General features: G+C 73.0%; 21 protein-coding genes and 1 riboswitch. Of the genes, 9 read left to right on the top strand and 12 right to left on the bottom strand.

The genetic code is table 11. The features are described 5' to 3' along the window. Positions 1 to 1,101, bottom strand: coding sequence for a bifunctional diaminohydroxyphosphoribosylaminopyrimidine deaminase/5-amino-6-(5-phosphoribosylamino)uracil reductase RibD (ribD, locus tag AC07FT_RS27580; RefSeq protein ID WP_479178547.1), 1,101 nt, complete (start codon positions 1,099 to 1,101; stop codon positions 1 to 3). Between the two features lie 151 nt (positions 1,102 to 1,252). Beyond that, a riboswitch (FMN riboswitch) is annotated at positions 1,253 to 1,383 on the bottom strand. A gap of 237 nt (positions 1,384 to 1,620) precedes the next feature. Beyond that, entirely contained in the window at positions 1,621 to 2,835 is a 1,215-nt protein-coding gene (locus tag AC07FT_RS27575; protein ID WP_479178546.1) for an ROK family transcriptional regulator, read from the bottom strand. A gap of 137 nt (positions 2,836 to 2,972) precedes the next feature. On the opposite strand from AC07FT_RS27575, the gene AC07FT_RS27570 reads away from it, so the two are divergent. The 5 genes from AC07FT_RS27570 (at position 2,973) to AC07FT_RS27550 (ending at position 8,309) form a co-directional block, all read left to right on the top strand. Beyond that, positions 2,973 to 4,211, top strand: a complete 1,239-nt coding sequence (locus AC07FT_RS27570; RefSeq protein ID WP_479178544.1) for an MFS transporter — start codon at positions 2,973 to 2,975, stop codon at positions 4,209 to 4,211. 85 nt (positions 4,212 to 4,296) lie between these two features. Further along, entirely contained in the window at positions 4,297 to 5,004 is a 708-nt protein-coding gene (locus AC07FT_RS27565; RefSeq protein WP_479178542.1) for an ArsR/SmtB family transcription factor, read from the top strand. A 59-nt stretch (positions 5,005 to 5,063) separates the two neighbouring features. Next, the gene (locus AC07FT_RS27560; RefSeq protein ID WP_479178541.1) at positions 5,064 to 5,900 is read left to right on the top strand and encodes an isocitrate lyase/PEP mutase family protein; all 837 of its coding nucleotides are present in this window, start codon (positions 5,064 to 5,066) and stop codon (positions 5,898 to 5,900) included. Between the two features lie 126 nt (positions 5,901 to 6,026). After that, complete coding sequence (locus AC07FT_RS27555; RefSeq protein WP_479178539.1) at positions 6,027 to 7,409, top strand: uracil-xanthine permease family protein; 1,383 nt, start codon at positions 6,027 to 6,029, stop codon at positions 7,407 to 7,409. A 132-nt stretch (positions 7,410 to 7,541) separates the two neighbouring features. Next, positions 7,542 to 8,309, top strand: a complete 768-nt coding sequence (locus AC07FT_RS27550; RefSeq protein WP_479178538.1) for a DUF5995 family protein — start codon at positions 7,542 to 7,544, stop codon at positions 8,307 to 8,309. On the opposite strand, the gene AC07FT_RS27545 is transcribed toward AC07FT_RS27550, so the two are convergent. The 4 genes from AC07FT_RS27545 to AC07FT_RS27530 form a co-directional block, all read right to left on the bottom strand. Further along, complete coding sequence (locus tag AC07FT_RS27545; RefSeq protein ID WP_479178536.1) at positions 8,270 to 9,991, bottom strand: flavin monoamine oxidase family protein; 1,722 nt, start codon at positions 9,989 to 9,991, stop codon at positions 8,270 to 8,272. The genes AC07FT_RS27550 and AC07FT_RS27545 overlap by 40 nt on opposite strands. An 86-nt stretch (positions 9,992 to 10,077) precedes the next feature. Next, positions 10,078 to 10,884, bottom strand: coding sequence for a carbon-nitrogen hydrolase family protein (locus AC07FT_RS27540; RefSeq protein ID WP_471205315.1), 807 nt, complete (start codon positions 10,882 to 10,884; stop codon positions 10,078 to 10,080). A 176-nt stretch (positions 10,885 to 11,060) separates the two neighbouring features. Next, on the bottom strand, positions 11,061 to 11,516 hold the full coding sequence (locus tag AC07FT_RS27535) for an Lrp/AsnC family transcriptional regulator (RefSeq protein WP_254741998.1): 456 nt from the start codon (positions 11,514 to 11,516) through the stop codon (positions 11,061 to 11,063). A gap of 10 nt (positions 11,517 to 11,526) precedes the next feature. Beyond that, entirely contained in the window at positions 11,527 to 12,999 is a 1,473-nt protein-coding gene (locus tag AC07FT_RS27530; RefSeq protein ID WP_479178534.1) for an amino acid permease, read from the bottom strand. A 301-nt stretch (positions 13,000 to 13,300) separates the two neighbouring features. Between AC07FT_RS27530 and AC07FT_RS27525 the strand changes: the two genes are divergently transcribed. Beyond that, on the top strand, positions 13,301 to 13,507 hold the full coding sequence (locus AC07FT_RS27525) for a hypothetical protein (protein ID WP_479178533.1): 207 nt from the start codon (positions 13,301 to 13,303) through the stop codon (positions 13,505 to 13,507). Further along, the gene (locus AC07FT_RS27520) at positions 13,504 to 14,334 is read left to right on the top strand and encodes a DUF2637 domain-containing protein (protein ID WP_479178531.1); all 831 of its coding nucleotides are present in this window, start codon (positions 13,504 to 13,506) and stop codon (positions 14,332 to 14,334) included. Before AC07FT_RS27525 ends, AC07FT_RS27520 begins: the two co-directional genes overlap by 4 nt. Positions 14,335 to 14,433: 99 nt before the next feature. Here AC07FT_RS27520 and AC07FT_RS27515 read toward each other — a convergent pair whose 3' ends face one another. From AC07FT_RS27515 to rpe, 3 genes are all read right to left on the bottom strand, one after another. Beyond that, positions 14,434 to 15,873, bottom strand: coding sequence for a GuaB1 family IMP dehydrogenase-related protein (locus AC07FT_RS27515; protein WP_479178530.1), 1,440 nt, complete (start codon positions 15,871 to 15,873; stop codon positions 14,434 to 14,436). A gap of 155 nt (positions 15,874 to 16,028) precedes the next feature. Beyond that, a complete protein-coding gene (locus AC07FT_RS27510; protein WP_254742598.1) occupies positions 16,029 to 17,018 on the bottom strand; it encodes a sugar-binding transcriptional regulator in 990 nt (329 codons plus the stop codon). 112 nt (positions 17,019 to 17,130) lie between these two features. Then, complete coding sequence (rpe, locus tag AC07FT_RS27505) at positions 17,131 to 17,829, bottom strand: ribulose-phosphate 3-epimerase (protein ID WP_479178528.1); 699 nt, start codon at positions 17,827 to 17,829, stop codon at positions 17,131 to 17,133. Between the two features lie 259 nt (positions 17,830 to 18,088). Between rpe and AC07FT_RS27500 the strand changes: the two genes are divergently transcribed. Further along, positions 18,089 to 19,015, top strand: a complete 927-nt coding sequence (locus AC07FT_RS27500; protein WP_479178526.1) for a serine hydrolase — start codon at positions 18,089 to 18,091, stop codon at positions 19,013 to 19,015. A 2-nt stretch (positions 19,016 to 19,017) separates the two neighbouring features. On the opposite strand, the gene AC07FT_RS27495 is transcribed toward AC07FT_RS27500, so the two are convergent. The 3 genes from AC07FT_RS27495 to fmt form a co-directional block, all read right to left on the bottom strand. Further along, the gene (locus AC07FT_RS27495; protein WP_479178525.1) at positions 19,018 to 20,508 is read right to left on the bottom strand and encodes an RsmB/NOP family class I SAM-dependent RNA methyltransferase; all 1,491 of its coding nucleotides are present in this window, start codon (positions 20,506 to 20,508) and stop codon (positions 19,018 to 19,020) included. 41 nt (positions 20,509 to 20,549) lie between these two features. Then, positions 20,550 to 22,469, bottom strand: coding sequence for an ABC transporter ATP-binding protein (locus AC07FT_RS27490; protein ID WP_479178523.1), 1,920 nt, complete (start codon positions 22,467 to 22,469; stop codon positions 20,550 to 20,552). Between the two features lie 202 nt (positions 22,470 to 22,671). Further along, the gene (gene fmt / locus AC07FT_RS27485; protein ID WP_479178522.1) at positions 22,672 to 23,607 is read right to left on the bottom strand and encodes a methionyl-tRNA formyltransferase; all 936 of its coding nucleotides are present in this window, start codon (positions 23,605 to 23,607) and stop codon (positions 22,672 to 22,674) included. A 260-nt stretch (positions 23,608 to 23,867) separates the two neighbouring features. Between fmt and AC07FT_RS27480 the strand changes: the two genes are divergently transcribed. Next, positions 23,868 to 24,413, top strand: coding sequence for a hypothetical protein (locus AC07FT_RS27480; RefSeq protein WP_479178520.1), 546 nt, complete (start codon positions 23,868 to 23,870; stop codon positions 24,411 to 24,413). The last annotated feature ends 87 nt before the right edge of the window (positions 24,414 to 24,500 follow it).

The following is a 24,500-nucleotide window of genomic DNA, read 5'->3' as shown; positions in this document are numbered from 1 at the left end:
TCAGTTCTCCTCGGCGAGGGGGGCTGCGGGCACGGCGGTGACGCGCAGATCGGGTCCGAGCCGGGTGACATCGGCCGGTTCGAGGCGCAACGCCTGCGCGATGGTGGTGATTCCGGCGTCGGCGAGGGCGGCGGGGCCCGCACCGAGCAGCACGGGCGCCAGATAGCCGACGACCTTGTCGACGGCTCCGGCGGCCAGGAACGCCCCGGCCAGCGTGGGCCCGCCCTCCAGCAGGACAGAGCGCACCCCGCGGTCGTGCAGGGCGGCCAGCAGCGCGGGGATGTCGAGCCCGGGGGTGCCGGTGGCACGCGGCAGCCGTACGGTCGCCACGCCCGGCAGATGGCCGGTGTCGGCGTCCTCGGCGACGGCGACCAGCGTGGGCGCCGCGTCGTCCAGCACTCGGGCGCCGGGGGTGACGGTCGCACGGGTGTCGACCACGACGCGCAGCGGCTGGGCCGCCCCGTCCCGGTCGCGCACGGCCAGGTGGGGGTCGTCGGCGCGCAGGGTTCCGGAGCCGACGACCACGGCGTCCGCCTCGGCGCGCAGCCGGTGCACATCGGCCCGGGAGGCGGCGGAGGTGATCCAGCGGCTGGTGCCGTCCGCCGCGGCGCTGCGTCCGTCGAGGGTGGCGGCGTACTTCCACAGCACGAACGGGCGGCCGCGCCGCATCGAGGTCAGCCAGGCTTCGTTGACCGCCTCGGCCTCGTCGGCCAGGGGCCCGGCCGCGACGTCGATCCCGGCGGCGGCCAGGGTGGCGGCGCCGCCCCGGGCCTCGGCGGTGGGATCGGCGACGGCGTAGCGGACACGGGCGATCCCGGCGTCGATGAGCGCCTGGGCACAGGGTCCGGTGCGGCCGGTGTGGTTGCAGGGTTCGAGCGTGACCAGCGCGGTCCCGCCCCGGGCCCGTTCCCCCGCGGCGCGCAGGGCGTGGACCTCGGCGTGCGGCCCGCCGGCGCGCTGGTGCCAGCCCTCACCGGCGATGCGGCCCTGGGCGTCGAGGATGACGCAGCCGACGACGGGGTTGGGGCTGGTGTGGCCGAGGCCGTGGGCTGCGAGCGCCACGGCACGACGCATCGCGTCGGCTTCGGCTGCGGTGGCCACCGGGTCCTCCTGCCTCTTCGGGCACGGACTCCGGGGCTGTCGGAAACGACACGAACGAACGACGGCGCCGCCAGTACGCCGGGATCGCGGACGGGACCGCACAGGAACAGCGCGGACCGCCGACGGCGGCGCACCGGTGATGTCGCATTCGCCGCGCACTGCCTCCCATCCGGACTTTCACCGTCGGTCCAGGAATTTCACCTGGTCAACCGGCCGCTGGCGGCGGACGGGTCGCGGACTGTAACCGCCGGTTCGGATTTTCACCGACCCCGGAGTGCGCTGACGTCACTGGTACGCGCCCAGTGTGCCACGACGATCAGCGGACCTGGAGGCCCACCCCCTGTGGCCTCCCTCACGGGGCGGGCTCAGGGCCCGCGGGGACGGCGGTGCGGGAACGGGGTGCGGGGTGTCCGTCGGCCCGTACCCCGGCCGTGCGTTCGGCTCACGGCCCGACCACTCCGGAGGGAAGCCCGGCCGTCCGGGTGCGCTCCGCCGCCGAACCGCTGGTCCGCTGGTCCGCTAGTCCGCTCCGAACAGGTCGTTCTGGGCCGCGTCCGTCGCGGTGAGGACCGCGCCGCGCAGCACCCCGGTGCCGCCGACGGCCCCGGGGCGGATCTCGGTGCGCAGCGGGGACATCCGGGCGACCCGGGCCTCGACGCGATGGGCGAGGGCCGTACCCCCGGCGCGACCGGTCTCCCCGCCGAGGACCACACAGCCGGGGTCGAGCACCGCGCTCACCGCCGCGGCCCCCAGGGCGACCCGGGCCGCCAGGGCGTCCAGGAAGGGGGCGGCCCGCTCGCCCGCCGCGACCGCCTCGCGCAGCACCGCCTCCGCCGTCTCCGCGTCGTCCGCACCGCCCGCCGGGGCCGCGCACAGGCCGTGCTCCCGGGCGAGTTCACCGATGGCGCGGCTGCCCGCGAGGGCGTGGAAGCCACCGTCGCAGCCGGTCGCCGACGGCAGTCCCGCCGTCCCCGGGACCGGCAGGAAGCCGATCTCGCCGGTGCCACCGGAGGCACCGCGCCGCAGCACCCGGTCCAGTACCACGGCCGCGCCGACCCCGTGGCCCAGCCACAGCAGCACGAAGGTGTCACGGTCGCGCACCGCGCCGAGCCGCTGTTCGGCGACGGCGGCGAGGTTGACCTCGTTCTCCAGCAGCACCGGCGCCGCCAGGCCGCGGTGGAGCGCGGCGGCCAGTTCGCGGTGCCAGGAGGGCAGCCCGGCCGGGGAGTCCAGCTCACCGGTGGCCGGATCGACCAGGCCGGGCGCGCCGACGCCGATGTGGTGCAGCCGGTCCGCCCCGGCCCGCCGGGCGGTGCGCTCCACCAGGGCGACCGCGCCGGAGACGGTCCGCGCGGGGTCGGCGTTCGCGGCGACCGGCAGCGACGCCTCGGCCAGCGTCCGGCCGAGCAGGTCCGCGACGCAGACGGCGACGCTGTCGGTGCGGACGTCGACCCCGGCCACGTATGCGCTGTCCGCGACGATCCCGTAGACCCGGGCGTTGGGCCCGCGCCGCTCCGCCCCCGACTCCCCGACGACCGCGACCAGTCCGGCCGCTCGCAGCCGTTCCACCAGGTCCGCCACGGTGGGGCGGGAGAGACCGGTCAGCGTCTTGAGCTGACCTGCGGTCAGCGGCCCCTCGTCCTTGAGCAGATGCAGCGCGAAGCGGTCGTTGATGGCCCGCGCCGTAGCGGGAGATGCGGTGCGGCCCGGGGCGGGGCCACGCGTCGAGGTCATGCCGGAATCCTTCCAGACGGCCGTCCGGGGATATCGCCTATCTATCAGGCAGGCTCCCTGATAGTTTCCCCACCGATAGGCCGGACGAGGAAGGGCCGCACAGGGAAGGGCCGCGCTTCGGGGAGGGAGCGACAGCCATGAGCAGTACGACGGAATCCGGGGCGGTCCCACCGTCCCCCGTACGGCGGGCGCGGATCGCCGTGGCGGCGGTGTTCGCCGTACACGGCGCGGTCACCGGTAACTTCGCCACCCGGATCCCCTGGGTCCAGGAGCGGTTGGACCTGACCGCGGGCCAACTCGGCCTGGCGCTGGCCTTTCCCGCGATCGGGGCGTCCTTCGCGATGCCGCTGGCCGGGCGGATCAGTCACCGCTTCGGGGCCCGCGCGGCCCTGCGGGGGCTGCTGGCGCTGTGGTGTCTGTGGCTCGCGGTGCCCCCGCTCGTCCCCGGTCCGGTCTGGCTGTGCGGCGCGCTGTTCGTGTTCGGCGCCACCGCCGGGATGTCCGACGTCGCCATGAACGCCCTCGGCGTGGAGATCGAGACCCGGCTGGGCCGTCCCATCATGTCGGGGCTGCACGGGATGTGGAGCGCGGGCGCGCTCATCGGTTCGGCGGCGGGCACGGTCGCGGCCCACGCGGAGGCGGACGCCCGGCTCCATCTGGCCGTCGCCGCCGCGGCGCTGACGGTGCTGGGCGCCATGGCCTGTCACTGGGTGCTGGACCTGGACAGCGCGGCCGAGGAGCACCCGCCGCCCCGTTTCGCACTGCCGCCCCGGTCCGCGCTGATCATCGGCGCGGTGGGGTTCTGCGCGGTGTTCGCCGAGGGGGCGAGCCTCGACTGGTCGGCGGTCTATCTGCGGGACGTCATGGACTCCTCCCCCGGCGTCGCCGCCGCCTGCACCACCGCCTTCTCCTGCACCATGGCCGCGGCCCGGCTGGCGGGCGACGCGGTGGTCGGCCGGTTCGGCGCGGTGCGGACGGTACGGGTGGGCGGGGTGCTCGCCACGCTCGGCGGCCTCGGGGTGGTCACCGCGCCGAACGCGGGCCTGGCCATCGCGGGCTTCGGTCTCATCGGGCTGGGCATCGCGGTCGTGGTGCCGCTGGCGTTCGCGGCGGCGGGCCGCAGCGGTCCCGCCCCCAGCCAGGCCATCGCCGGCGTGGCCACGATCACCTACACCTCCGGGCTGATCGCCCCCGCGGCCATGGGTTCGATCGCCGACCTGACCTCGTTGACGGTGTCGTTCTGCCTGGTCACAGTGGGGGCACTGGGGCTGGTGGCGGGCGCGGGCGTACTCCGCGGCGCCTCCGGCGAACCGACCGCCGCGCCGGGCGCCCCGGTCCGCGAACCCGGCGCGTCCGAGCGCACGGCGTCCGGCTGAGCGCGACCGACGGCCCACCGGTTCGCGGCCCACGCCCCGCGACCCTTCGGTGACCGCCGAACCGTCGCGGGCGCACCATGGAGCCATGACACCCTCACCGCACCGGGGACCGCGGCTCGCGCGACTGGCCGGGCTGCTCGCCGATGAGACCCGTGCCGCCATGTGTCTGGCGCTGCTCGACGGACGGGCCTGGACCGCGGGGGAACTGGCGCGGTACGCCGGGGTGGCCGCCTCCACCGCCACCGGACATCTGCACAAGCTGATCGACGGCGGGCTGCTGACCGAGGAACGGCAGGGCAGACACCGCTATGTGCGGCTGGCCGGGCCGCAGGTGGCGCAGCTCATCGAGGATCTGTCCGCGCACGCCGCGCCACCGCCACCGCCGCGTACGCTGCGCGCCGCCGGCGCGAGCGGCGCGCTGGCGCGGGCACGGACCTGTTACGACCATCTGGCCGGGCGGCTGGGCACCGCGATCACCGACGCGATGCTGGAGCGCGGACTGCTCCAGGGCACGACGGGGTTCGCGCTGACCGACGCCGGGATGGACTGGTTCGCGGAGCTGGGCCTGAATCTGCCGGAGGCCGCCGCGCACGGACGGCGGCCGATGGCCCGCAGCTGTCTGGACTGGACCGAGCGGCGGCCGCATCTGGCCGGGGTGGCCGGCGCCGCGCTGTGCCGCCACGCGCTGGACACCGGCTGGTGCGTCCGCATCGGCAGCGGGCGCGCGCTGCGCGTCAGCCCGGAGGGTGAACGGGCCCTGCGCGACCTGCTGGGCGTCACCGCCGTGGTGTGAGGCGCACCGCCGCGACGGTTCGGCCGGGGCCGAACCGTCGCGGACCTACCGTCGGATCCATGAGCGCACACCCGGCCCCCGACGGCCACACCGCCTTCCACCGGCTCCACCACGCCGGACGGCCGCTGCTGCTGCCCAACGCCTGGGACCACGCCTCCGCGGCCGCCCTCGTCCGCCGCGGGTTCCCCGCGATCGGCACCACCAGCCTGGGGGTGGCCGTCGCGGCCGGGCTGCCGGACGCGACGGGCGCCACCCGCGCGGAGACGCTCGCCCTCGCCCGTGGACTAACCCGGCTGCCGGCGCTGGTGAGCGTGGACATCGAGGGCGGCTTCAGCGAGCGGCCCGAGGAGGTCGCCGCGCTGGCCGCCGCACTGGACGCGGCGGGGGTCGTGGGAGTGAACATCGAGGACGGGCGCCCGGACGGCACACTCACCCCGCTCGCACGGCAGTGCGCGGTGATCGAGGCGGTCAAGGAGCGGGTCCCCCGGCTGTTCGTGAACGCCCGCACCGACACCCACTGGCTCGCCGCCACCGGCGCCGCCGGCGCGCCCCGGCTGTCGGTCACCGCCGAGCGGCTGGAGCGCTACGTCCGGGCGGGGGCGGACGGCGTCTTCGTCCCCGCGCTCACCGACGAGCACCACATCGCCTCGCTCGCGGACGACCTCGGCGACACCCCGCTCAACATCCTTCTCTCCCCCGGCCACCACACCTATGAGCGGCTGGCGGAGCTGGGCGTACGACGGATCAGCTGCGGTTCACTGCTCTTCCGTGCCGCGCTGCACAGCGCCGTCGAACTGGCCTGGTCCCTCGCCCACCCCGGGAGCGATCCCACCCCGCTTCCCGGATACACGGAGACGGAGTCGCTGTCCGACGCCTTCAGGGCGGCGCGAACGTGAGAAGCGCATTTTCAGCCAACTAACATTGCTCCGATTCGCTCGCCGGCCTTCCGCGGAATCCCGCGCGGAAGCCCCTCGGCGACGAGTGCACTCTCAGCAGTCTCAGCAAGGAAGTGGAGCAGTTTCATGGGCCTCGGCGTGCGCTGGACCCTGCACGGCGACGGGCGCACCCCCGCCCCCGGAGCCGTCGTCAAGCCGGATGAGCGGCTGTCCTGGCCGAGAACGGCGGGTCTGGGCGCACAGCACGTGGTCGCGATGTTCGGGGCCAGCTTCGTCGCGCCGGTGCTGATGGGCCTCGATCCCAATCTCGCGATCATGATGTCCGGTGTCGCGACCATGCTGTTCCTGCTGGCGACCCGCGGCCGGGTGCCCAGCTATCTGGGGTGCAGTCTGTCGTTCGTCGGCGTGGCCGCGGTGATCAGGGCGCAGGGCGGCGGCAGCGCGGCCGTCACCGGCGCGATCCTGGTGGTGGGCGCGGCGCTGCTGCTGAGCGGACTCGCGGTACGGCGCTTCGGCGCCCGGATCATCCACACCGCGATGCCGCCGGTGGTCACCGGCGCGGTGGTGATGCTGATCGGGTTCAACCTGGCCCCGGTGACCGCCGGGACGTACTGGCCCGCGGACCAGTGGACGGCGCTGCTGACGATGCTGGTCACCGGTGCGGCCGTGGTCTGTCTGCGCGGGTTCTGGTCCCGTGTCGCGATCTTCCTGGGGCTGCTCTTCGGCTACGCGGTCTCCTGGCTCTTCGACCGGGTCTTCGGCAGGATCCACTCGATCGACGGCAGCGGGAAGATCACCGACCACTGGCGGCTGGACCTGTCGAAGGTGTCCTCGGCGGACTGGATCGGACTGCCGTCCCTGCACGCGCCCAGCTTCGAGTGGTCCGCGGTGCTGGTCGCCCTGCCGGTGGTCATCGCCCTGATCGCGGAGAACGCCGGACATGTGAAGGCCGTCGGCGAGATGATCGGCGATCCGCTGGACGACAAGCTCGGCACCGCGATCGCGGCGGACGGCGCGGCGACCGTGCTCTCCACGGCGGTCGGCGGCCCGGCCACCACCACCTACTCCGAGAACATCGGCGTGATGGCCGCCACCCGCGTCTACTCGACCGCCGCGTACTGGGCGGCGGCGTGCTTCGCGCTCCTGTTCGGACTCTGCCCCAAGTTCGGCGCGGTGGTCGCGGCCGTTCCCGGCGGGGTGCTGGGCGGGATCACCGTGATCCTCTACGGCATGATCGGGCTGCTCGGCGCTCAGATCTGGGTGCACAACAAGGTGGACCTGCGCAATCCGCTGAATCTGGTGCCGGTCGCCGCGGGTGTGGTCATCGGCGTCGGCGGGGTCAGTCTGAAGATCGGCGAGAACTTCGAGCTGAGCGGGATCGCCCTGGGCACCATCGTGGTCCTGGTCGGCTACCACGTGCTGCGCGCCCTGGCCCCGGCCCATCTGAAGCCGCAGCCGCCGCTGCTGGACGAGGGCACCAGCGGCTACGACGACCGGCGTCCGGAGTGACGGCCGGCAGACCGTGCGCGCGGACCCGTGACCGGGCGCCGACGCCCCGGGATTGACGGTCCGTTGGGCCGATCCGGGGAAGCCCGGCCGACCGGCGGGACGGGACGGCGCCGCCCTGCCACGCTTGCGTCCATGACGATGCCGACCGGCGCGCGGCCCGCACCGCCGCGCAGTGTGAGGAGCGTCGTGGCGCGGATGCGCGCGCTCGGCGCGGCGCTGCCGCCCGCGGACGGGGTGGCGGTCTTCAACCGGGTGTACCTCGCGGTCACCGAGGAGATCGGCCGGGGGCTCACGGCCGGGTACTTCCAGGACCCGGTCGCCACCGAGGAGTTGGACGCGCGCTTCGCCGGGCGCTATCTGGCCGCGGTGGACACGGTGGCGGCGGGACGCCGGCCGCCCGCCTGCTGGCGCCCGCTGTTCGAGCTGCGGTGCCATCCTCAGGTGCGTCCGGTGCAGTTCGCGCTCGCCGGGATCAATGCCCATATCGGCCATGACCTGGCGCTCGCGCTGGTGGACACCTGCCGGGCCCGGCACACCGAACCGGATGCGCTGGAGGGGGACTTCGACCGGGTCGGCGCCCTGCTCACCGGGATGGAGGAGCGGATCCGGGAGGATCTGATGCCCGGCCCGGATCTGCTGGACGTGGCCGATCCGCTGACCCATCTGGTGGGCTCCTGGAGCCTGGACAGGGCGCGGGACGCCGCGTGGGCGGCGTTCCGCGCCCTGTGGGGGCTGCGCGGACTCCCGGATCTCGCGGAGGACTTCACCGAGCGCGTCGACGCGAGTGTGGGCCTGGTCGGGCGCTTCCTGCTGACTCCCCTGCCGTCCTGGCCGGTCCAGTCCTCCGGCCGGCCTTCCGGTCAGTCCTCCGGCAGCTCCACCGGCGCGATCTCGTCATAACGGTCGCCCGGCCCCGGGTTGGTGGCGTCGGTGGCGCCGCCGAACTGGTGCATCACGCCCCACACCGCGTTGAGCGCGGTCTGTACGGCGCCCTCGGCCCATCCGGCCGTCCAGGAGATGTCATCGCCCGCGAGGAAGATGCCGCGCTGGTCCTCGGGCAGCCGGTCCTGCATGAAGTGGGTGAACAGCCGCCGCTGGTAGCGGTAGTGGCCGGGCAGGTTGGCCTTGAACGCGCCCATGAAGTAGGGCTCGTTCTCCCAGGAGACGGTGACCGGGCTGCCGATGATGTGCTTGCGGATGTCCACGTTCGGATAGATCTCCGACAGGGACTTGAGCATGACCTCCATCCGCTCGTTCGCCGACAGCGGCAGCCACTTGAGGCTGTCGTCGCACCAGGTGTACGAGAGGCAGATGACGGCGGGGCGGTCCGGGCCGTCGTCCAGCAGATAGGTGCCGCGGGTCATCCGGTCGGTGAGCGTCATGCTCATCGTGTCCCGGCCCGTCGGCTCCCCCTTGTCATCGACGGCCTGGTCCAGCCAGAACGGACGGTCGACGGGCACGAAGAGCTTGCTGGACTCCATGTAGTGGGTGCGCTCGATCGCCGTCCAGTGGTCGATCGGGAAGAGCGAGTCATCGCAGTCGATCTTGGAGAGCAGCATCCAGGACTGCGCGGTGAAGACGACGGCCTGGTACGAGCGGATGTCCCCGTCCGCGTCGGTGACCACGATGCGGTCGCCCGCGGCGCGGTGCAGCCGGGTCACGGCCGGACGCGGGTCACCGCCGTGCAGGGACGACAGCGAGGTGCCGTGCGGCCAGTGGACGATCTTCTCGGGCTCGCGCTCCCACAGCCGCAGCGGAAGCTGCTGGCTGCCGCCGACGATACCGCGGTGGTGGTCGTCGGCCTCGGTGTAGACGACGCGCAGGATCTCCAGGATGGAGTTGGGGAAGTCGGTGTCCCAGCCGCCGGTGCCGAAGCCGACCTGGCCGAATATCTCCCGGTGCCGGAAGGAGGTGAAGGCCGAGGAGTCGCAGAGGAAGCCGTAGAAGGTCTGGTTGTCCAGCTTCTCCACCAGCCGCGCCCAGATCTCCCGGATCCGCGGCACATCGCGCTCGCGGATGGCGCGGTTCATGTCGGAGAAGTCCGCGCCCTCCTCCAGACAGGCGTTCCACGCCTCCATGACCTCGCGGTAGACCTGCGGGAGGTCGTCGATGGTGCGGGCGTAGTGCGACTCGCCCTTGAGGTCGACCACGGTGGAGGGGGTGTCGGGCGCCAGCGGGTTGGGGAACGGCCGGGTCTCAAGACCCACCAGGTCGATGTAGTGCTGGAGCGCGGTGGAGGACGGCGGGAAGCGCATCGCGCCCATCTCGGCGGTCAGCGACGCGTCACAGCCGTCGAAGCCGACGGTGCGCAGCCGTCCGCCGATCCGGTCGGCCTCGTAGACGACCGGCTTCAGACCCATCTTCATCAGCTCGTACGCGGTGATGATGCCGGACAGACCGCCGCCGATGACCGCGATCTCGGCGCCGTGCTCGGTGGCCGGGATCTGGCCGAGACCCGCCGGGTGGGCCAGGAAGTCGTCGTACGCGTAGGGGAAGTCCGGCCCGAACATGGTGATGGGCGGGAGGGCGTCGGCCTGCTGCGGCTCGTGCTCGCCGGGCACGGCGTTGGGCATGGACGTCATCGGTACGGACTCCTTGCGGTCGTGCGGGTGCGCGTGGGGGGAGGGAGGGAAACAGGGCGTGGGGGCGGGCGGCGGGCGCCCGGGGCTCAGGTCAGCGACCCGTAGAGCCCGGGGCGGCGGTCGCGCAGATACGGGTTGGTGGTGCGCGAGGCGGCCAGCAGCTCGGGGTCGGCGTCGCCGATGACCAGCTCCTCGCCGTGACCGGCCCGGGTGCGGGTGGTGCCGTCGGGGCTCGCCAGACAGCTCATGCCCACGAAGTCGAACTCACCCTCGGGGCCGGTGCGGTTGACGTACGCGATGTACATCTGGCTCTCGAACGCCCGCACCGGGACCAGGGATTCGGCCACGAACTGGAAGGGGTGCATCTGCGCGGTGGGCACCACCAGCAGATCGGTTCCGGCCAGCGCATGGGCCCGGACATTCTCCGGGAACTCCACGTCGTAGCAGATCAGGATGCCGACGGTGAGCCCGCCCAGGGCGGCCTGGACGACGGGGGTGTCACCGGGCGTGAAGGCGTCGCGCTCGAAGCAGCCGAAGAGATGGGTCTTGCGGTAGTTGGCCAGCTCGGCGCCGTCCGGGCCGACCAGCCGAGCGGAGTTGTAGACGACCTCGGCGCGCATGCGGTCGCGCTCCGGGTAGCCGTAGAGGACCGCGAGGCCGTGTGCCGCGGCGATGGCGGCCACGGCCTGGCCGCCGGGCCCGTCGGCGGGCTCGGCCAGCTCCTGGATCCGGTCGCCGATGGCGTAGCCCGTGAGGAACATCTCCGGGGCGATCAGCAGCCCGGCCCCGTCGGCCGCGGCACGCCCGGCGGCCGCGTCGAGGGCCTTGAGGTTGCGGGCGGGGTCGCCGGGGTGACCGGAGCTCTGGAGCAGTGCGGTGCGCAGCGGCGGCATGGGCAGACCTTGGGGATCCGGGAGGGGGAGGAAGCGACACCAGAACGGTACGTGTGGCCGAGAACCATCGACAAGGCGCGACCGTTGCGCATCCGGCGTCGATTCATTACACGTTTCCGGCCCGCGGCAACGATTCGTTGCGCGCGGGCCGGTATCGCCTGGGGTTCCCCTCCGGATCAGGCCGGAGCGCCGGAGCTGAAGCGCCGCAGCAGCGGCGAGAGCACCAGCACCGACTTGGTGCGCTCCACGAACGGCTCCCCCGCGATGCGCTCCAGGACCCGTTCGAAGTGCCGCATATCGGAGGCGAAGACCTGGACGACGGCGTCCGCGTCGCCGGTGACGGTCGACGCGGACACCACCTCGGGATAGCGCGACAGGCCCCGTCGGATGTCCTCGGGAGAGGTGTTGTGGCGGCAGAAGAGCTCGATGAAGCCCTCCGTCTCCCACCCCAGCGCCGCCGGGTCGACCCGCACCGTGAAGCCGGTGATGGCCCCCTCGGTCCTCAGCCGGTCCACCCGGCGTTTGACGGCGGGGGCGGAGAGGCCGACGAGATCGCCGATATCGGCGTAACTGCGGCGGGCGTCTTCGGCGAGGGCGTGGACGATGCGTTCGTCGAGGTCGTTCAGTCGCACTGCGGGGGAATCACTTTTCTGCTGTGGCCAGTCGGGATCGGCGCATGCCGTATCCGAAGTACAGCACAAGGCCGACTGCCATCCAGACACCGAAGACCACCCAGGTCACAACTTCCAGACTGCCCATCATCCACAGGCAGAGCGCGAAGCCGATCACCGGGAAGAGCGGCGAGAGCGGCACCCGGAAGGTGCGCTCCATGGTGGGCCGGGTGCGGCGCAGCACGATCACCGCGATGTTGACGAGCGCGAAGGCGAACAGGGTGCCGATGCTGGTGGCGTCGGCGAGCTGGCCCAGCGGGATCGCGGCGGCCAGGACACCGCAGAACAGCGAGACGATCACGGTGTTGGCGCGCGGCACCCCGGTCGTGGGGTGGACGGTGGAGAACACCTTGGGCACCAGGCCGTCACGGGACATCGCGAACAGGATGCGGGTCTGGCCGTAGAGCACGGTCAGCACCACGGAGGCGATGGCCACGACCGCACCGGCGGCCAGCAGCACGGCCCAGAAGCTCTGACCGGTGACATCCTCCATGATCCCGGCGAGCGCGGCCTCGGAGCCGGAGAACTCCTTCCACGGCAGCGCACCCACGGCCACCGCCGCGACCAGGCAGTACAGGGCGGTGACGATGACCAGCGAGAGCATGATCGCGCGGGGCAGGTCACGCTGCGGGTTCTTGGCCTCCTCACCGGCGGTGGAGGCGGCGTCGAAGCCGATGTAGGAGAAGAACAGGGTGGCGCCCGCGGCGCTGACGCCCGCCATGCCCAGCGGCATGAAGGGGGTGTAGTTGCCCGCGCGGATACCGGTGAAGGCGACGGCGCAGAACAGGACCAGGGCCGCGATCTTCACCACGACCATGACGGTGTTGGCGCGGGCGCTCTCCTTGGCGCCGCCCAGCAGGAACGCCATGGACAGCAGCACCACCAGCAGCGCGGGCAGGTTGAAGATCCCGCCGTCGCCGGGCGGAGCGGACAGCGCGTCCGGGATGGTGATGCCGAGCGTGCCGTCGAGCAGCTCGTTGAGGTACTCGCCCCAGCCGACGGCGACCGCCGCCACCGAGACGCCGTACTCCAGGATCAGGCACCAGCCGCAGATCCAGGCGATCAGCTCGCCCATGGTGGCGTAGGCGTAGGAGTAGGAGGATCCGGAGACCGGGATGGTGCCCGCCAGCTCCGCGTAGGACAGCGCCGAGAACAGGGCGGTGAGCCCGGCTATGACGAACGACACGATGACCGCGGGCCCGGCGTCCGGGACGGCCTCGCCGAGCACCACGAAGATGCCGGTGCCCAGGGTGGCACCGATGCTGATCATGGTCAGCTGCCACATTCCGAGCGAACGCCGCAGCGATCCGCCCTCACCCTGTCCGCCTTCCGCGACCAGCCGCTCCACGGGCTTGCGCCGCATCAGCCGGGCGCCGAACCCGGCCGCCGGAGGCTCTGGCTCCGGGCGCGGGGTCGTGGGCGGGGCTGCGCCGTGCTCCAACACTTGGGTGGCTCCTTATTTCACTGCCGGTCAGGTGACGGCGACCGACGGCGGACATGCGGCTGCCCGAAGACAAACCCGCAGGTGGGAATCGCCGAGCAGTCGGTCCCCGCCACTCCACGTCAGCGCAAGACCCTATGAGCCGTCCGCCCACGGCCGTAATGCACCACTCTTGCGCATGGGTGGTTGATCGTTGCGCGCGGGGGCGTGCGGCGGGGAATCATTGCGGGCTACTGCAAGAGTGAGCGCGCGATTCACCCGAATGCCGCGATACTGCACCATTTTAGCGGTCGTTGGTGGGGACGTGACCACTGACAGTCTGCAACCACCCGAACACTCAGCGCTCCGCCCCGAACCGGTGTTCCGGGCCCGGGACCACGGAGGTGAGGACGACCGCTACCCGCTCGAGTACTGCGCGCGGGTGTGGGAGGACTTCCTCCGGGCGCTCAACCGGATCGAGGACGACTTCCTCCAGCGCTCCGGCTCCCCGGACCCGGGCGTCAAGGCATGACCTACACCGAGCCGAGGCCGGGCGGCTACGGGCCCCCACTCACCGGCCACCGAGCCGCCCCCGCCCATGGCGAGCGGTTCGACGCGGGCGTCGACTACGCGGGTGCCGACTACCCGGACTACCCGGGTGTCAACTACGTGGGCATCGAGTACGCGATGAATCCTTTCCCCCTCCCGGACCCCGAAACCATCGAGGGCCGCTGGGACCTGGAAGGGGATCTGGCACGACTGCTGCAGACGGCCGCCCCCGAGGAGCCGCCGCAACCGGCCGCACCACCGCACCCGGTCGCCCCGCCGCACCCCGCCCCACCCCTCCACGCACCCACCAACGCGCAGGTCCGCGGGGGCCGCGGCAAGCGTCGCCGGGTGCGCTTCCGGCTGCCGACGATGCCCTGGGTCCAGCTGACCAGCCTGCTGTTCGCGGCGGCCACCACGGTCATCGTCGCCATGCTCAGCGTGCTGGGCGGGATGATCTCCTATCCGCCCCTGCGCTATCTGGCCTCCCCCAGCACATCGGAGACCATGGCCGCGTGGTGGCCGCTGCTGGTCTACGGGCCGTGGCTGGTGGCCTCGCTGTCGGTGCTGCGGGCCGCGCTGCACCGGCGGGGCGCCGCGCACTCCTGGGCCGTGGTGGTGCTGTTCTCGGTCATCGCGGTGTTCCTGTGCGTCGCCCACGCCCCCAAGAACCCGGCCAGCATGGCGGTCGCGGGTCTGCCGCCGGTCGCCGCGCTGGTCTCGTTCCACCAGCTGGTCCGGCAGATCACGCTGACCAGCCCGCCGCGTCACGCGCTGCCCCGCACCCGCGGTGAACAGCGGATGCCGCGGTAACCCACCTGTCGAAGGGCACGACGGTGGCCCCCACTTCGCTCGGGTGAAGTGGGGGCCAGCGGCGTATTCCCGGGGGCTCGCCCCCGTGGTGACCGGGCGTCAGTCCCAGCTGGCGTGCAGCGGCTTGCCCTCGGTGTAGCCCGCGGCGCTCTGGACGCCGACCACGGCACGCTCGTGGAACTCCTCCAGCGACCCCGCGCCCGCGTAGGTGCACGAGCTGCGGACACCCGCGATGATCGAGTCGATCAGGTCCTCGACGCCCGGACGCGCCGGGTCCAGGAACATCCGCGAGGTGGAGATGCCCTCCTCGAACAGCCCCTTGCGGGCCCGGTCGTAGGCCGACTCCTCACTGGTGCGGTTGCGCACCGCGCGGGCGGAGGCCATGCCGAAGCTCTCCTTGTACGGCCGCCCGTCGGCGGCGTGCTGGAGGTCGCCCGGCGACTCGTAGGTGCCCGCGAACCAGGAGCCGACCATCACGTTGGAGGCTCCGGCGGCCAGTGCCATCGCCACGTCGCGCGGGTGGCGGATGCCCCCGTCGGCCCAGACGTGCTTGCCGAACTTCCGCGCCTCGGCCGCGCATTCGAGCACCGCGGAGAACTGCGGACGGCCCACTCCGGTCATCATCCGGGTGGTGCACATCGCGCCCGGTCCCACACCGACCTTGACGATGTCGGCACCGGCCTCGATGAGGTCGCGCACACCCTCGGCGGCGACCACGTTGCCCGCCGCCACCGGCACCCGCGGGCCGAGTCCGCGCACGGCCTTCAGGGCACTGATCATCGACTCCTGGTGGCCGTGGGCGGTGTCCACCACGAGGGTGTCCACGCCGGCGTCCAGCAGGGCCTTGGCGCGGCCCTCCACATCGCCGTTGACCCCCACGGCGGCGGCGATCCGCAGCTTGCCGCCCGCGTCCACGGCGGGCTGGTAGAGGGTCGCGCGCAGCGCGCCCTTGCGGGTCAGGATGCCGACCAGACGGCCGTCGGCGTCGACGGCGGGGGCCAGCTTGCGGTGGGCGGAGTCGAGGCGGGTGAACGCCTCGCGCGGGTCGATGTCCGCGTCCAGCACCAGCAGTTCGCGGGACATCACCTCGGAGAGCTGGGTGAAGCGGTCCACCCCGGTGAGGTCGGACTCGGTGACCACGCCCACCGGACGCCCGTCCTCGACCACCACACCCGCGCCGTGGGCGCGCTTGGGGAGCAGGGACAGCGCGTCGGCGACGGTCCCGGTGGGCGCCAGCACGATCGGGGTGTCCAGCACCAGGTGCCGGGACTTGACCCAGCGGACCACATCGGTGACCACGTCGATCGGGATGTCCTGCGGGATGACGACGAGCCCGCCGCGGCGCGCGACCGTCTCCGCCATCCGGCGGCCCGCGATCGCGGTCATGTTGGCGACGACGAGGGGGATGGTGGTGCCGGTGCCGTCCGGCGCGCTCAGATCCACCCCCTGCCGGGAACCGACCGCGGAGCGGCTCGGGACCATGAACACATCGTCGTAGGTCAGGTCGTACGGGGGCTTCTGATCATTCAGGAAACGCACGTGCTCAACTTCCCAGTCGTTCGGAATCAGCCCTCGACGCAGGAAGCCGAGGAAATCGCACGTACTTCATTCTCCCATGCCACCCCTGCCACGGGGGCCCGGACGATCATCCAGTCGTACCGGGCCCCGGTGGGCGGATCGTACGAGCCGGGGGGCTACGGACCGTCCGGATCGGCGCGGTCCAGCGCCGGACGCGGCCCGGGGCCGGTCTCCAGCAGCAGGTGGTCGGCGGCGGCGGTGTCCGTCACCAGGCTGGTGACGAGACCGGAGCGCAGCACCGCGCCGATCGCCGCGGCCTTGCGGCCGCCGCCCGCGATGGCCACCACCTCGGGGATCCGCCGCAGCCGGTCGGCCTCGACGGTGATGCAGCGCTCGCCGAGATCACGGCCGATCCGGCGGCCCTCGGTGTCGAAGAGGTGGGCCGACATCTCGGCGGCGGCCCCGAGCCCGGCGTAGTGGGCCCGCTCCTCCTCGCTGAGCATGTCGTAGACGGTCGAGATCCCGGCCTCCCACGAGCCGATGGAGACGGCCGCGACGGTGACCTTGTCGAAGTACTCGAAGGCCCGCGCGATGCCGGTCTGACCGCGCAGCGCGTCCGCGGTGGCGGTGTCGGGCAGCAGCATCGGCGCGTAGATGGGGTGGGCCTCGCCGCCGGAGACGGCCGCGGCCCGGCGGACCGCCTCCACCGAACCGCGCTCGGCGGTGCCCGCGTCGTACACCCCGGTGAGCTGGACGACGGTGCACGGCGGGAGCTGGTGCAGCGCGGCGGCCATATGGATCGTGGACCGCCCCCAGGCCAGCCCCAGTACGTCTCCCTCGGTGACCAGCTCACCCAGCAGATCGGCGGCGACCTCGCCCAGGTTCTCCGGGTCGGGGGTGTCCGCCTCGGCGTCCGCCGGGGACTCGACGACCACCGCGTGGCGCAGCCCGTAACGGGCGCGCAGCGCGTCGGAACGCTCCGCGTCGAGTTCGGCGGGAACCCGGATCTCGATGCGCACCAGGTCGCGCTCGAGCGCGGTCTCCAGCACGCGCGCGACCTTGAAGCGGCTGACCCCGAACTCCTCGGCGATCTGGATCTTGGACTTGCCCTCGAGGTAGAAGCGACGCGCCATGGCCGCCGCCTGCACCAGTTCGGCGGGTCCCATCCGCGTGGCTGAACGGCCCGTCGACACCGCGGTCTCCTCACTTGTCAATGTTCTGGACTCACCGTTCATCCTGTCAGAAACGGTGGAGTTGGTCCGGCCTTTACCCTTCAGTTCACCGCCCCGTAGTGGAGTGGCCGCACAGTCCGGTGGCGCCCGTCGTCTTCTCGGCCAGGGCGCGCAGCTCCTGGACGGCCTTCGCCGGGTCCTCGGCACCGTAGACCGCGGAACCCGCCACGAACACGTCGGCGCCCGCCTCCGCACAGCGCTCGATCGTCGAGGCGGAGACACCGCCGTCCACCTGGAGCCACAGCTCCAGACCGTGCTTGGCGATCAGCTCACGGGTGCGGCGGATCTTGGGGAGCATGATGTCGAGGAACGCCTGACCGCCGAAACCGGGCTCCACGGTCATCACCAGCAGCATGTCCAGCTCGGGCAGCAGGTCCTCGTAGGGCTCGATCGGGGTGGCGGGCCTGAGCGCCATCGACGCCCGCGCGCCCTTGGCCCGGATCTCCCGCGCCAGCCGCACCGGCGCGGCGGCGGCCTCCACGTGGAAGGTCACCGAACCGGCTCCGGCCTCGACGTACCCCGGGGCCCAGCGGTCCGGGTCCTCGATCATCAGATGGCAGTCCAGCGGGGTGTCCGTGGCCTTCGCCAGGGATTCGACCACCGGCACACCAAGGGTCAGATTGGGCACGAAGTGGTTGTCCATGACGTCGACATGGAGCCAGTCGGCGCCCTCGACCGCCTTCGCCTCGTCCGCGAGGCGGGAGAAGTCGGCGGACAGGATGCTGGGATTGATCTGCGCGGCCATGCCCCCAGCCTCCCATGACCGGCACCGGTCCAGGGAGCCGGGATGATCGCGGTTTCCCACTCCCTGGACATCCGCACGACACGCCCCTCCGCACGACATGCGAAATCGTGTCCATGCGAAAGCATGAACACATACGACACAACCCTTGGCTGTCGCCTGGGGGTCCTGTGAGTCGAGCGCACCCGACGTGCGCCGGAGACCAGGAACGACGCACCCCAGGGCGCAAACGCGACATGACAAGGGAAATGGACATACGACGATGACGCGACACCGAATACCCCGGCGCCCCCGCGCCGCACTGTCCGTGGCACTGGCCGCGGCCGTGCTCGTGCCCCCGGTGGCCGGGGCGGGGTCGGCGGCGGCCGCCGCGCCGCGGCCGGTCTGCACCTCGGACAAGGCGGGACTGGCCGGCAAGCTCTCCCGGGACATCGCCGCGGCACTGCGGGACAAGTCCGCCACCGCCGCGGTCAGCCTCCGTGACCACACCACGGGCACGGTCTGCACCCTGCGCGGGGACCAGAAGTTCGACTCCGCGAGCGTGGTGAAGGTGACCGTGCTGGCCACCCTGTTGTGGGACGCCGGCAAGGAGCACCGGCGGCTGACCGACCGGGAGGCCGGTCTGGCCACCAAAATGATCACCGAGTCGGACAACGAGTCCACCACCGCGCTGTGGAAGCAGCTGGGCCGCGGCAAGGTCAGCGCGTTCGTCCGGGCCGCCGGGATGAACCGCACCGTGCCCGGCGAGGACGGCTACTGGGGGCTCACCCGGATCACCGCCGACGACCAGGAGAAGCTGCTGGAGCTGGTGACCCACCACAACCGGCTGCTCGGTGACGCCTCCCGCGCCTACATCCTGAAGCTGATGGGCGAGGTCATCGCCGAGCAACGCTGGGGCACCCCGGCCGGGGCCCCGCAGGGCGTCCGGATCCAGCTGAAGAACGGCTGGCTGGAGCGGTCGACCCACGGCTGGCGGGTGCACAGCGTGGGGGCCTTCACCGGTGGCTCCCACGACTACACGATCACCGTGCTGACGCAGGACAACGCCACGATGGAGAGCGGGGTCGCGACCATCGAGGCGGTCTCCCGCGCGGTGCACCGGGACCTCAACCCCGGCGCCCGCGGCAGCATGCTCTACCTGCCGACCGAGAGCCCGCAGGAGACGCTTCCGGCGGTGCCGGGCGGGTGACCTCAGCCGGTGCGGCGCAGCAGGGCCAGATACATCGCGTCCGTACCGTGCAGATGCGGCCACAGCTGGATGTCGGGGCCCTCGCCGAGCGCGGGCACACCGGGCAGCAGCGGTCGGGCGTCGATCCATTCGGCCCCGGCCGCCGGGCCGCCCCGGCCCTTGAGGACGTCCTCGACCACGGCCCGGGTCTCGGCCGGATGCGGTGAGCAGGTGGCGTAGCCGACCACTCCGCCGATCCGCACCGCCGCGAGCGCCTCGCGCAGCAGTCCGCGCTGGAGCGGCGCGAATCCGGCCAGGTCCTCGGGGCTCCGCCGCCAGCGGGCCTCGGGGCGGCGGCGCAGCGCGCCGAGTCCGGTGCACGGGACGTCCACCAGGACCCGGTCGAAGGTGCCCGGTCGCCACGGCGGCCGGGTGCCGTCCGCGGCGATCACCTGGTACGGGCCGGGGTTGCCCGCCAGTGCCCGGCCGACCAGGCGGGCACGGTGCGGCTGCTTCTCGGCGGCGAGCAGGGCGGCGTCACGCCGCGCGGCCAGCGCGGCAAGCAGCGCGGCCTTGCCGCCGGGCCCGGCGCAGCCGTCCAGCCAGCGCCGGTCCTCCCCCTCCAGCGGGGCGTTGGCCAGGGCGAGGGCGACCAGCTGGCTGCCCTCGTCCTGGACCCCGGCGCGCCCCTCGCGCACGGCCTCCAGCGCCGCGGGCTCCCCGCCCTCGGTGAGCCGTACCGCGTACGGGGACCAGCGGCCCGGTGCGGCGGCCTCTTCGCCGACCGCGGCCAGCAGTTCGTCCGGGGTGGCGCGCCCCGGCCGGGCGACCAGGGTGACCTCGGGCCGCTCGTTGTCGGCCGCGAGCAGGTCCTCGATCCCCGCGCTGCCGCCACCGAGCGCGTCCCACAGCGCGGAGACGATCCAGCGCGGATGGGAGTGGACGACGGCGAGGTGGGCCTCGGGGTCCTCGTCGTACGGCGGGGCCACCCGCTCCAGCCAGCCGTCGAGGTCGTCGGAGGCGATCCGGCGCAGCACCGCGTTGACGAACTTGGCCCGTCCGTCGCCGAGCACCACCCGGGCGAGTTCGACACTGGCGGAGACCGCGGCGTGGGTGGGGATGCGGGTGCCCAGCAACTGGTGGGCGCCGAGGCTGAGGACGTCCAGCACCGGCGGGTCGACCTCGCGCAGCGGGCGGTCCACGCAGGCGGCGATGATCGCGTCGTAGGTGCCCTGGTGGCGCAGGGTGCCGTAGACCAGCTCGGTGGTGAGCGCGGCGTCCCGGGCGTCGAACTCCCCGTCCTCCCGCGCCTTGCGGAGCATCGGCGGGAGGACGAGGTTGGCGTACGCGTCCCGTTCGTCGACGGCCCGCAGCGCCTCGAAGGCGAGGATCCGCACGGGGTCCTTCTGCGGCCTGCGGTACGGCCGGCCGGGCTTGCCGCCCCGGCCGGGGTTTCCGGGCGCGGAACCGGCTGCGGGGGTACGGCGGGGGCGACGACGGGGCTGGTCGTTCACGGGAATGTGCTCCGGTGCGGGATGGGGCTGAAAGGGCCAGCCTACGCGGCCGGGGTGGGCGTGGTCCGCGCACCGTCGGGGGCCGTTCCCGGCTCCCCGCCCGGCCGTTCGAACTGGGTCCGGTACAGCTGGGCGTAGCGTCCCTCGGCGGCGAGCAGATCGGGGTGCGTACCGCGTTCCACGACCCGTCCGTCCTCGACGACGAGGATGAGGTCGGCGGCCCGCACGGTGGACAGCCGGTGGGCGATGACCACCGCGGTACGTCCCTCCAGCGCCTCGGCCAGCGCCTCCTGGACGGCCGCCTCGGAGGTGGAGTCCAGATGGGCGGTGGCCTCGTCCAGGATCACCACCCGGGGGCGGGCCAGCAGCAACCGGGCGATGGTCAGCCGCTGGCGCTCACCGCCGGAGAGCCGGTAGCCGCGCTCGCCGACGACGGTGTCCAGACCGTCCGGCAGGGACGCGATCAGCCCCTCCAGGCGGGCCCTGCGCAGGACGTCCCACAGCTCCTCGTCGGTGGCCCCGGGGCGGGCCAGCAGCAGATTGGCGCGGATGCTCTCGTGGAAGAGGTGGCCGTCCTGGGTGACCATGCCGAGCGTGCCGCGCAGGGACTCGGCGGTCAGGTCGCGGACGTCCACACCGGCCAGCCGCACCGCACCGCTGTCGGTGTCGTAGAGCCGGGGCAGCAGTTGGGCGATGGTCGACTTGCCCGCGCCGGAGGAGCCCACGAGGGCGACCATCTGCCCGGGTTCGGCGCGGAAGGACACCTCGTGCAGCACCTGGACACCGCCGCGGGTGTCGAGGGCGGCCACCTCCTCCAGGGAGGCGAGGGAGACCTTGTCGGCGGCCGGGTAGCCGAAGCCGACGCGGTCGAACTCCACCGACACCGGGCCCTCGGGGACCTTCCGGGCGTCCGGCTTCTCGCTGATCAGCGGCTTGAGGTCGAGCACTTCGAAGACCCGCTCGAAGCTGACGAGCGCGCTCATGACCTCCACCCGGGCCCCGGCCAGCGAGGTCAGCGGGGCGTAGAGCCGGGTGAGCAGCAGGGCGAGCGAGACGACGGAGCCGGGGTCCAGCCGTCCGTTCAGCGCGTAGTAGCCGCCGAGGCCGTAGACCAGGGCCAGGGCGAGCGCCGAGACCAGGGTGAGCGCGGTGACGAAGGAGACCTGGACCATCGCGGTGCGCACCCCGATGTCCCGCACCCGGCTCGCCCGCCGGGCGAACTCCGCCGACTCCTCGGCGGGCCGTCCGAAGAGCTTGACCAGCGTCGCGCCGGGGGCGGAGAACCGCTCGGTCATCTGGGTGCTCATTGCGGCGTTGTGGGCGGCCGCCTCGCGCCGCAGTCCGGCCAGCCTGCCGCCGACGCGGCGGGCGGGCAGCAGGAACAGCGGCAGGAGCAGCAGCGCCACCAGGGTGACCTGCCAGGAGATGCCGATCATCACCACCAGGGTGAGCAGCAGGGTCACCAGATTGCTCACCACTCCGGAGAGGGTGTCGCTGAACGCCCGCTGCGCGCCGATGACATCGTTGTTGAGCCTGCTGACCAGCGCGCCGGTACGGGTGCGGGTGAAGAAGGCCACCGGCATCCGCTGGACGTGGTCGAAGACCGCGGTGCGCAGATCGAGGATCAGCCCCTCGCCGATGGTCGAGGAGAGCCAGCGCGTCAGCAGTCCGAGGGCCGCCTCGGCCACCGCGATCACGGCGATGAGCCCGGCCAGTCCGAGGACGGTGCCCTGTCCCGAACGGTGGATGATCGCGTCCACCACCCGGCCCGCCAGCAGCGGCGTCGCCACCGCGAGCGCCGCCGTGACCGTGCTCAGCAGCAGGAACAGCCGCAGCGGACGGCTGTGGGGACGGGCGAACGCGCCGATCCGGCGCAGCGTCGCGCGGGAGAAGGGACGTCGGTCATCGCTGGCGTTCGAGGCGTGGTGCAGGGAATGCCAGGCGGTGACTTCCATGTCCATCGCGCACCTCCGGGGTCCGGGTGCCGCCCCCGTGAAACCGGCTGATCCGGAACCGGCGGCACATCAGGGACGGTAGAACCTCAACAAAGGTTGAAGTCAACAGTCTCCTATGCGAGGGGCAGCGCGTCGTGGCACGCCGGGCCGTCCCTTCACTTCAGCGCGCCCCGGTGGCGCCCGGCGCGTTCGCCGGAAGCGCCGCGCCCTACGACACCCCCAGCCGCTCCCCCTCGGCGATCCGCACCCCGCGCGCCCAGTCGGCCGCGGGCATCGGCTTCCTGCCCTGCGGGCGGACCCAGGTCAGCTCCACCGCATGGCTGCCGGTGCCCACGTAGACCGCCTTCTTGGTGACCGCCATGGCGCCCGGCTCCAGTTCGGTGCGGTCCGGCACCATCGCGGCGGACACCACCTTCAGCCGCTCACCGCGGAAGGTCGTCCACGCGCCGGGCGCCGGGGCGCATCCGCGCACCACCCGGTCCACCCGGAGCGCGGGCACGGACCAGTCGATCTCCGCGTCCTCCACATTGATCTTCGGGGCGAGGGAGATGCCCTCGGCGGGCTGCGGCACGGCGCGCAGGGTGTCGTCCTCGATGCCGTCCATCGTCGCCGCGAGCAGTCCGGCCCCGGCGAAGGCCAGCCGGGTCAGCAGATCGCCACTGGTGTCGGTGGCCCGGATGTCCTCGGTGACCACCCCGTACACCGGTCCGGAGTCCAGTCCCTCCTCGATCTGGAAGGTGGACGCCCCGGTCACCTCGTCACCCGCGAGCACCGCGTGCTGCACCGGCGCGGCACCGCGCCACGCGGGCAGCAGCGAGAAGTGCAGATTGACCCAGCCGTGCGCCGGGATCTCCAGCGCCGCCTTGGGCAGCAGCGCCCCGTACGCCACCACCGGGCAGCAGTCCGGCGCGATCCCGGCCAGCCGCGCCAGGAACTCCGGATCCCTCGGCTTGGCGGGCTTGAGCACCTCGATCCCCGCCTCCGCGGCCCGTTCCGCGACCGGGCTGGCCACCAGCCGGCGGCCGCGCCCGGCGGGGGCGTCGGGACGGGTCACCACGGCGACCACCTCGTGCCGGTCCGACGCCATCAGCGCGTCCAGGGCGGGCAGTGCGACCTCGGGGGTACCGGCGAAGACGAGCCTCATGGGTGGCGAACTACCTCTCACACAGCGGAAACGGCGACTCAGTCTATGGTCCGCCATCCCGGGGGGCGTACGGTCCGAGGCCCGCACGCCCCGGACCGTGACCGACGGGCGGGTGCCGCGTTGGTCAAGAGAGATTGACCGACACCGGGCCGCGCCAGCGGCCCGATGTGTCTCCCCCCATACCGTTCTCACCTCCGGACTCCCCCGACCCCGCATCCCCCTACTCCTCCCCCTTCCACCCCGGTTCGAGAGGCTTGTTCATGGCCGACCACGCAACCCACGACGCCCAGGCACGGGCCAGCCTGCACCTCCTGGTCCGGGATATCGAGCGGGTCCGCCGACAGGTGGACGCGCTGCGTACGCTCACCGCCCAGCTCGGCAACGTCTACCGCCCGCGGCGCGCCGGCCCGTCCGCCGGTTTCGTGGTCTACGGACGCGCCCCCGCCCCCACCGTGCGGCTGGCCCAGGAGCTGCGGGACAGCGTCGAGACGCTGGTCACGGCCGCGGTGGACTTCGACCGCTCGCTCGGATTCTCCTGGGACGCGGTGGGTTCCGCACTGGGCGTCACCAAGCAGGCTGTGCACCGGCGTTACGGCGCCCGCCGGGCCGCCGCGCAGCCCACGGGCGAGGGGGGTGAGGTCCCGGCGGCCCGCCCTGAAGGACCCGCCGCACTGCCCTCGCCCACCCTGCCGTCGGTGCCCGCGGCGCGCTCCGGTCCGCCGCAGCCCGCGCCGCTGCGTGACGAGCCCCGCCCGCTGCGCGAAGAGGCCCGCCCGAGCGCCTTCCCCAGCCCGCGCAACGGCTGACGCGCACGCCTCATCCGGCCCGCACGGCGGGCCCGGGCCCACGGGCCGCTCTCCCCGCGGATCGCCGACCCCCGCGGGCGGGACGGC

The organism is Streptomyces sp. NPDC045899 (genome assembly GCF_056431485.1).
The sequence above is the reverse complement of the archived record's forward strand: the minus strand, read 5'-3'. Positions and strand labels throughout refer to the sequence as shown.

Excerpts from the sequence above, each read along its gene's own strand:
- AC07FT_RS27575 (WP_479178546.1), bottom strand. The coding sequence starts at position 2,835 with ATGACCTCGACGCGTGGCCCCGCCCCGGGCCGCACCGCATCTCCCGCT.
- AC07FT_RS27570 (WP_479178544.1), top strand. The coding sequence starts at position 2,973 with ATGAGCAGTACGACGGAATCCGGGGCGGTCCCACCGTCCCCCGTACGG.
- AC07FT_RS27565 (WP_479178542.1), top strand. The coding sequence starts at position 4,297 with ATGACACCCTCACCGCACCGGGGACCGCGGCTCGCGCGACTGGCCGGG.
- AC07FT_RS27560 (WP_479178541.1), top strand. The coding sequence starts at position 5,064 with ATGAGCGCACACCCGGCCCCCGACGGCCACACCGCCTTCCACCGGCTC.
- AC07FT_RS27555 (WP_479178539.1), top strand. The coding sequence starts at position 6,027 with ATGGGCCTCGGCGTGCGCTGGACCCTGCACGGCGACGGGCGCACCCCC.
- AC07FT_RS27550 (WP_479178538.1), top strand. The coding sequence starts at position 7,542 with ATGACGATGCCGACCGGCGCGCGGCCCGCACCGCCGCGCAGTGTGAGG.
- AC07FT_RS27545 (WP_479178536.1), bottom strand. The coding sequence starts at position 9,991 with ATGACGTCCATGCCCAACGCCGTGCCCGGCGAGCACGAGCCGCAGCAG.
- AC07FT_RS27540 (WP_471205315.1), bottom strand. The coding sequence starts at position 10,884 with ATGCCGCCGCTGCGCACCGCACTGCTCCAGAGCTCCGGTCACCCCGGC.
- AC07FT_RS27520 (WP_479178531.1), top strand. The coding sequence starts at position 13,504 with ATGACCTACACCGAGCCGAGGCCGGGCGGCTACGGGCCCCCACTCACC.
- AC07FT_RS27510 (WP_254742598.1), bottom strand. The coding sequence starts at position 17,018 with ATGGGACCCGCCGAACTGGTGCAGGCGGCGGCCATGGCGCGTCGCTTC.
- rpe (WP_479178528.1), bottom strand. The coding sequence starts at position 17,829 with ATGGCCGCGCAGATCAATCCCAGCATCCTGTCCGCCGACTTCTCCCGC.
- AC07FT_RS27500 (WP_479178526.1), top strand. The coding sequence starts at position 18,089 with ATGACGCGACACCGAATACCCCGGCGCCCCCGCGCCGCACTGTCCGTG.
- AC07FT_RS27490 (WP_479178523.1), bottom strand. The coding sequence starts at position 22,469 with ATGGACATGGAAGTCACCGCCTGGCATTCCCTGCACCACGCCTCGAAC.
- fmt (WP_479178522.1), bottom strand. The coding sequence starts at position 23,607 with ATGAGGCTCGTCTTCGCCGGTACCCCCGAGGTCGCACTGCCCGCCCTG.
- AC07FT_RS27480 (WP_479178520.1), top strand. The coding sequence starts at position 23,868 with ATGGCCGACCACGCAACCCACGACGCCCAGGCACGGGCCAGCCTGCAC.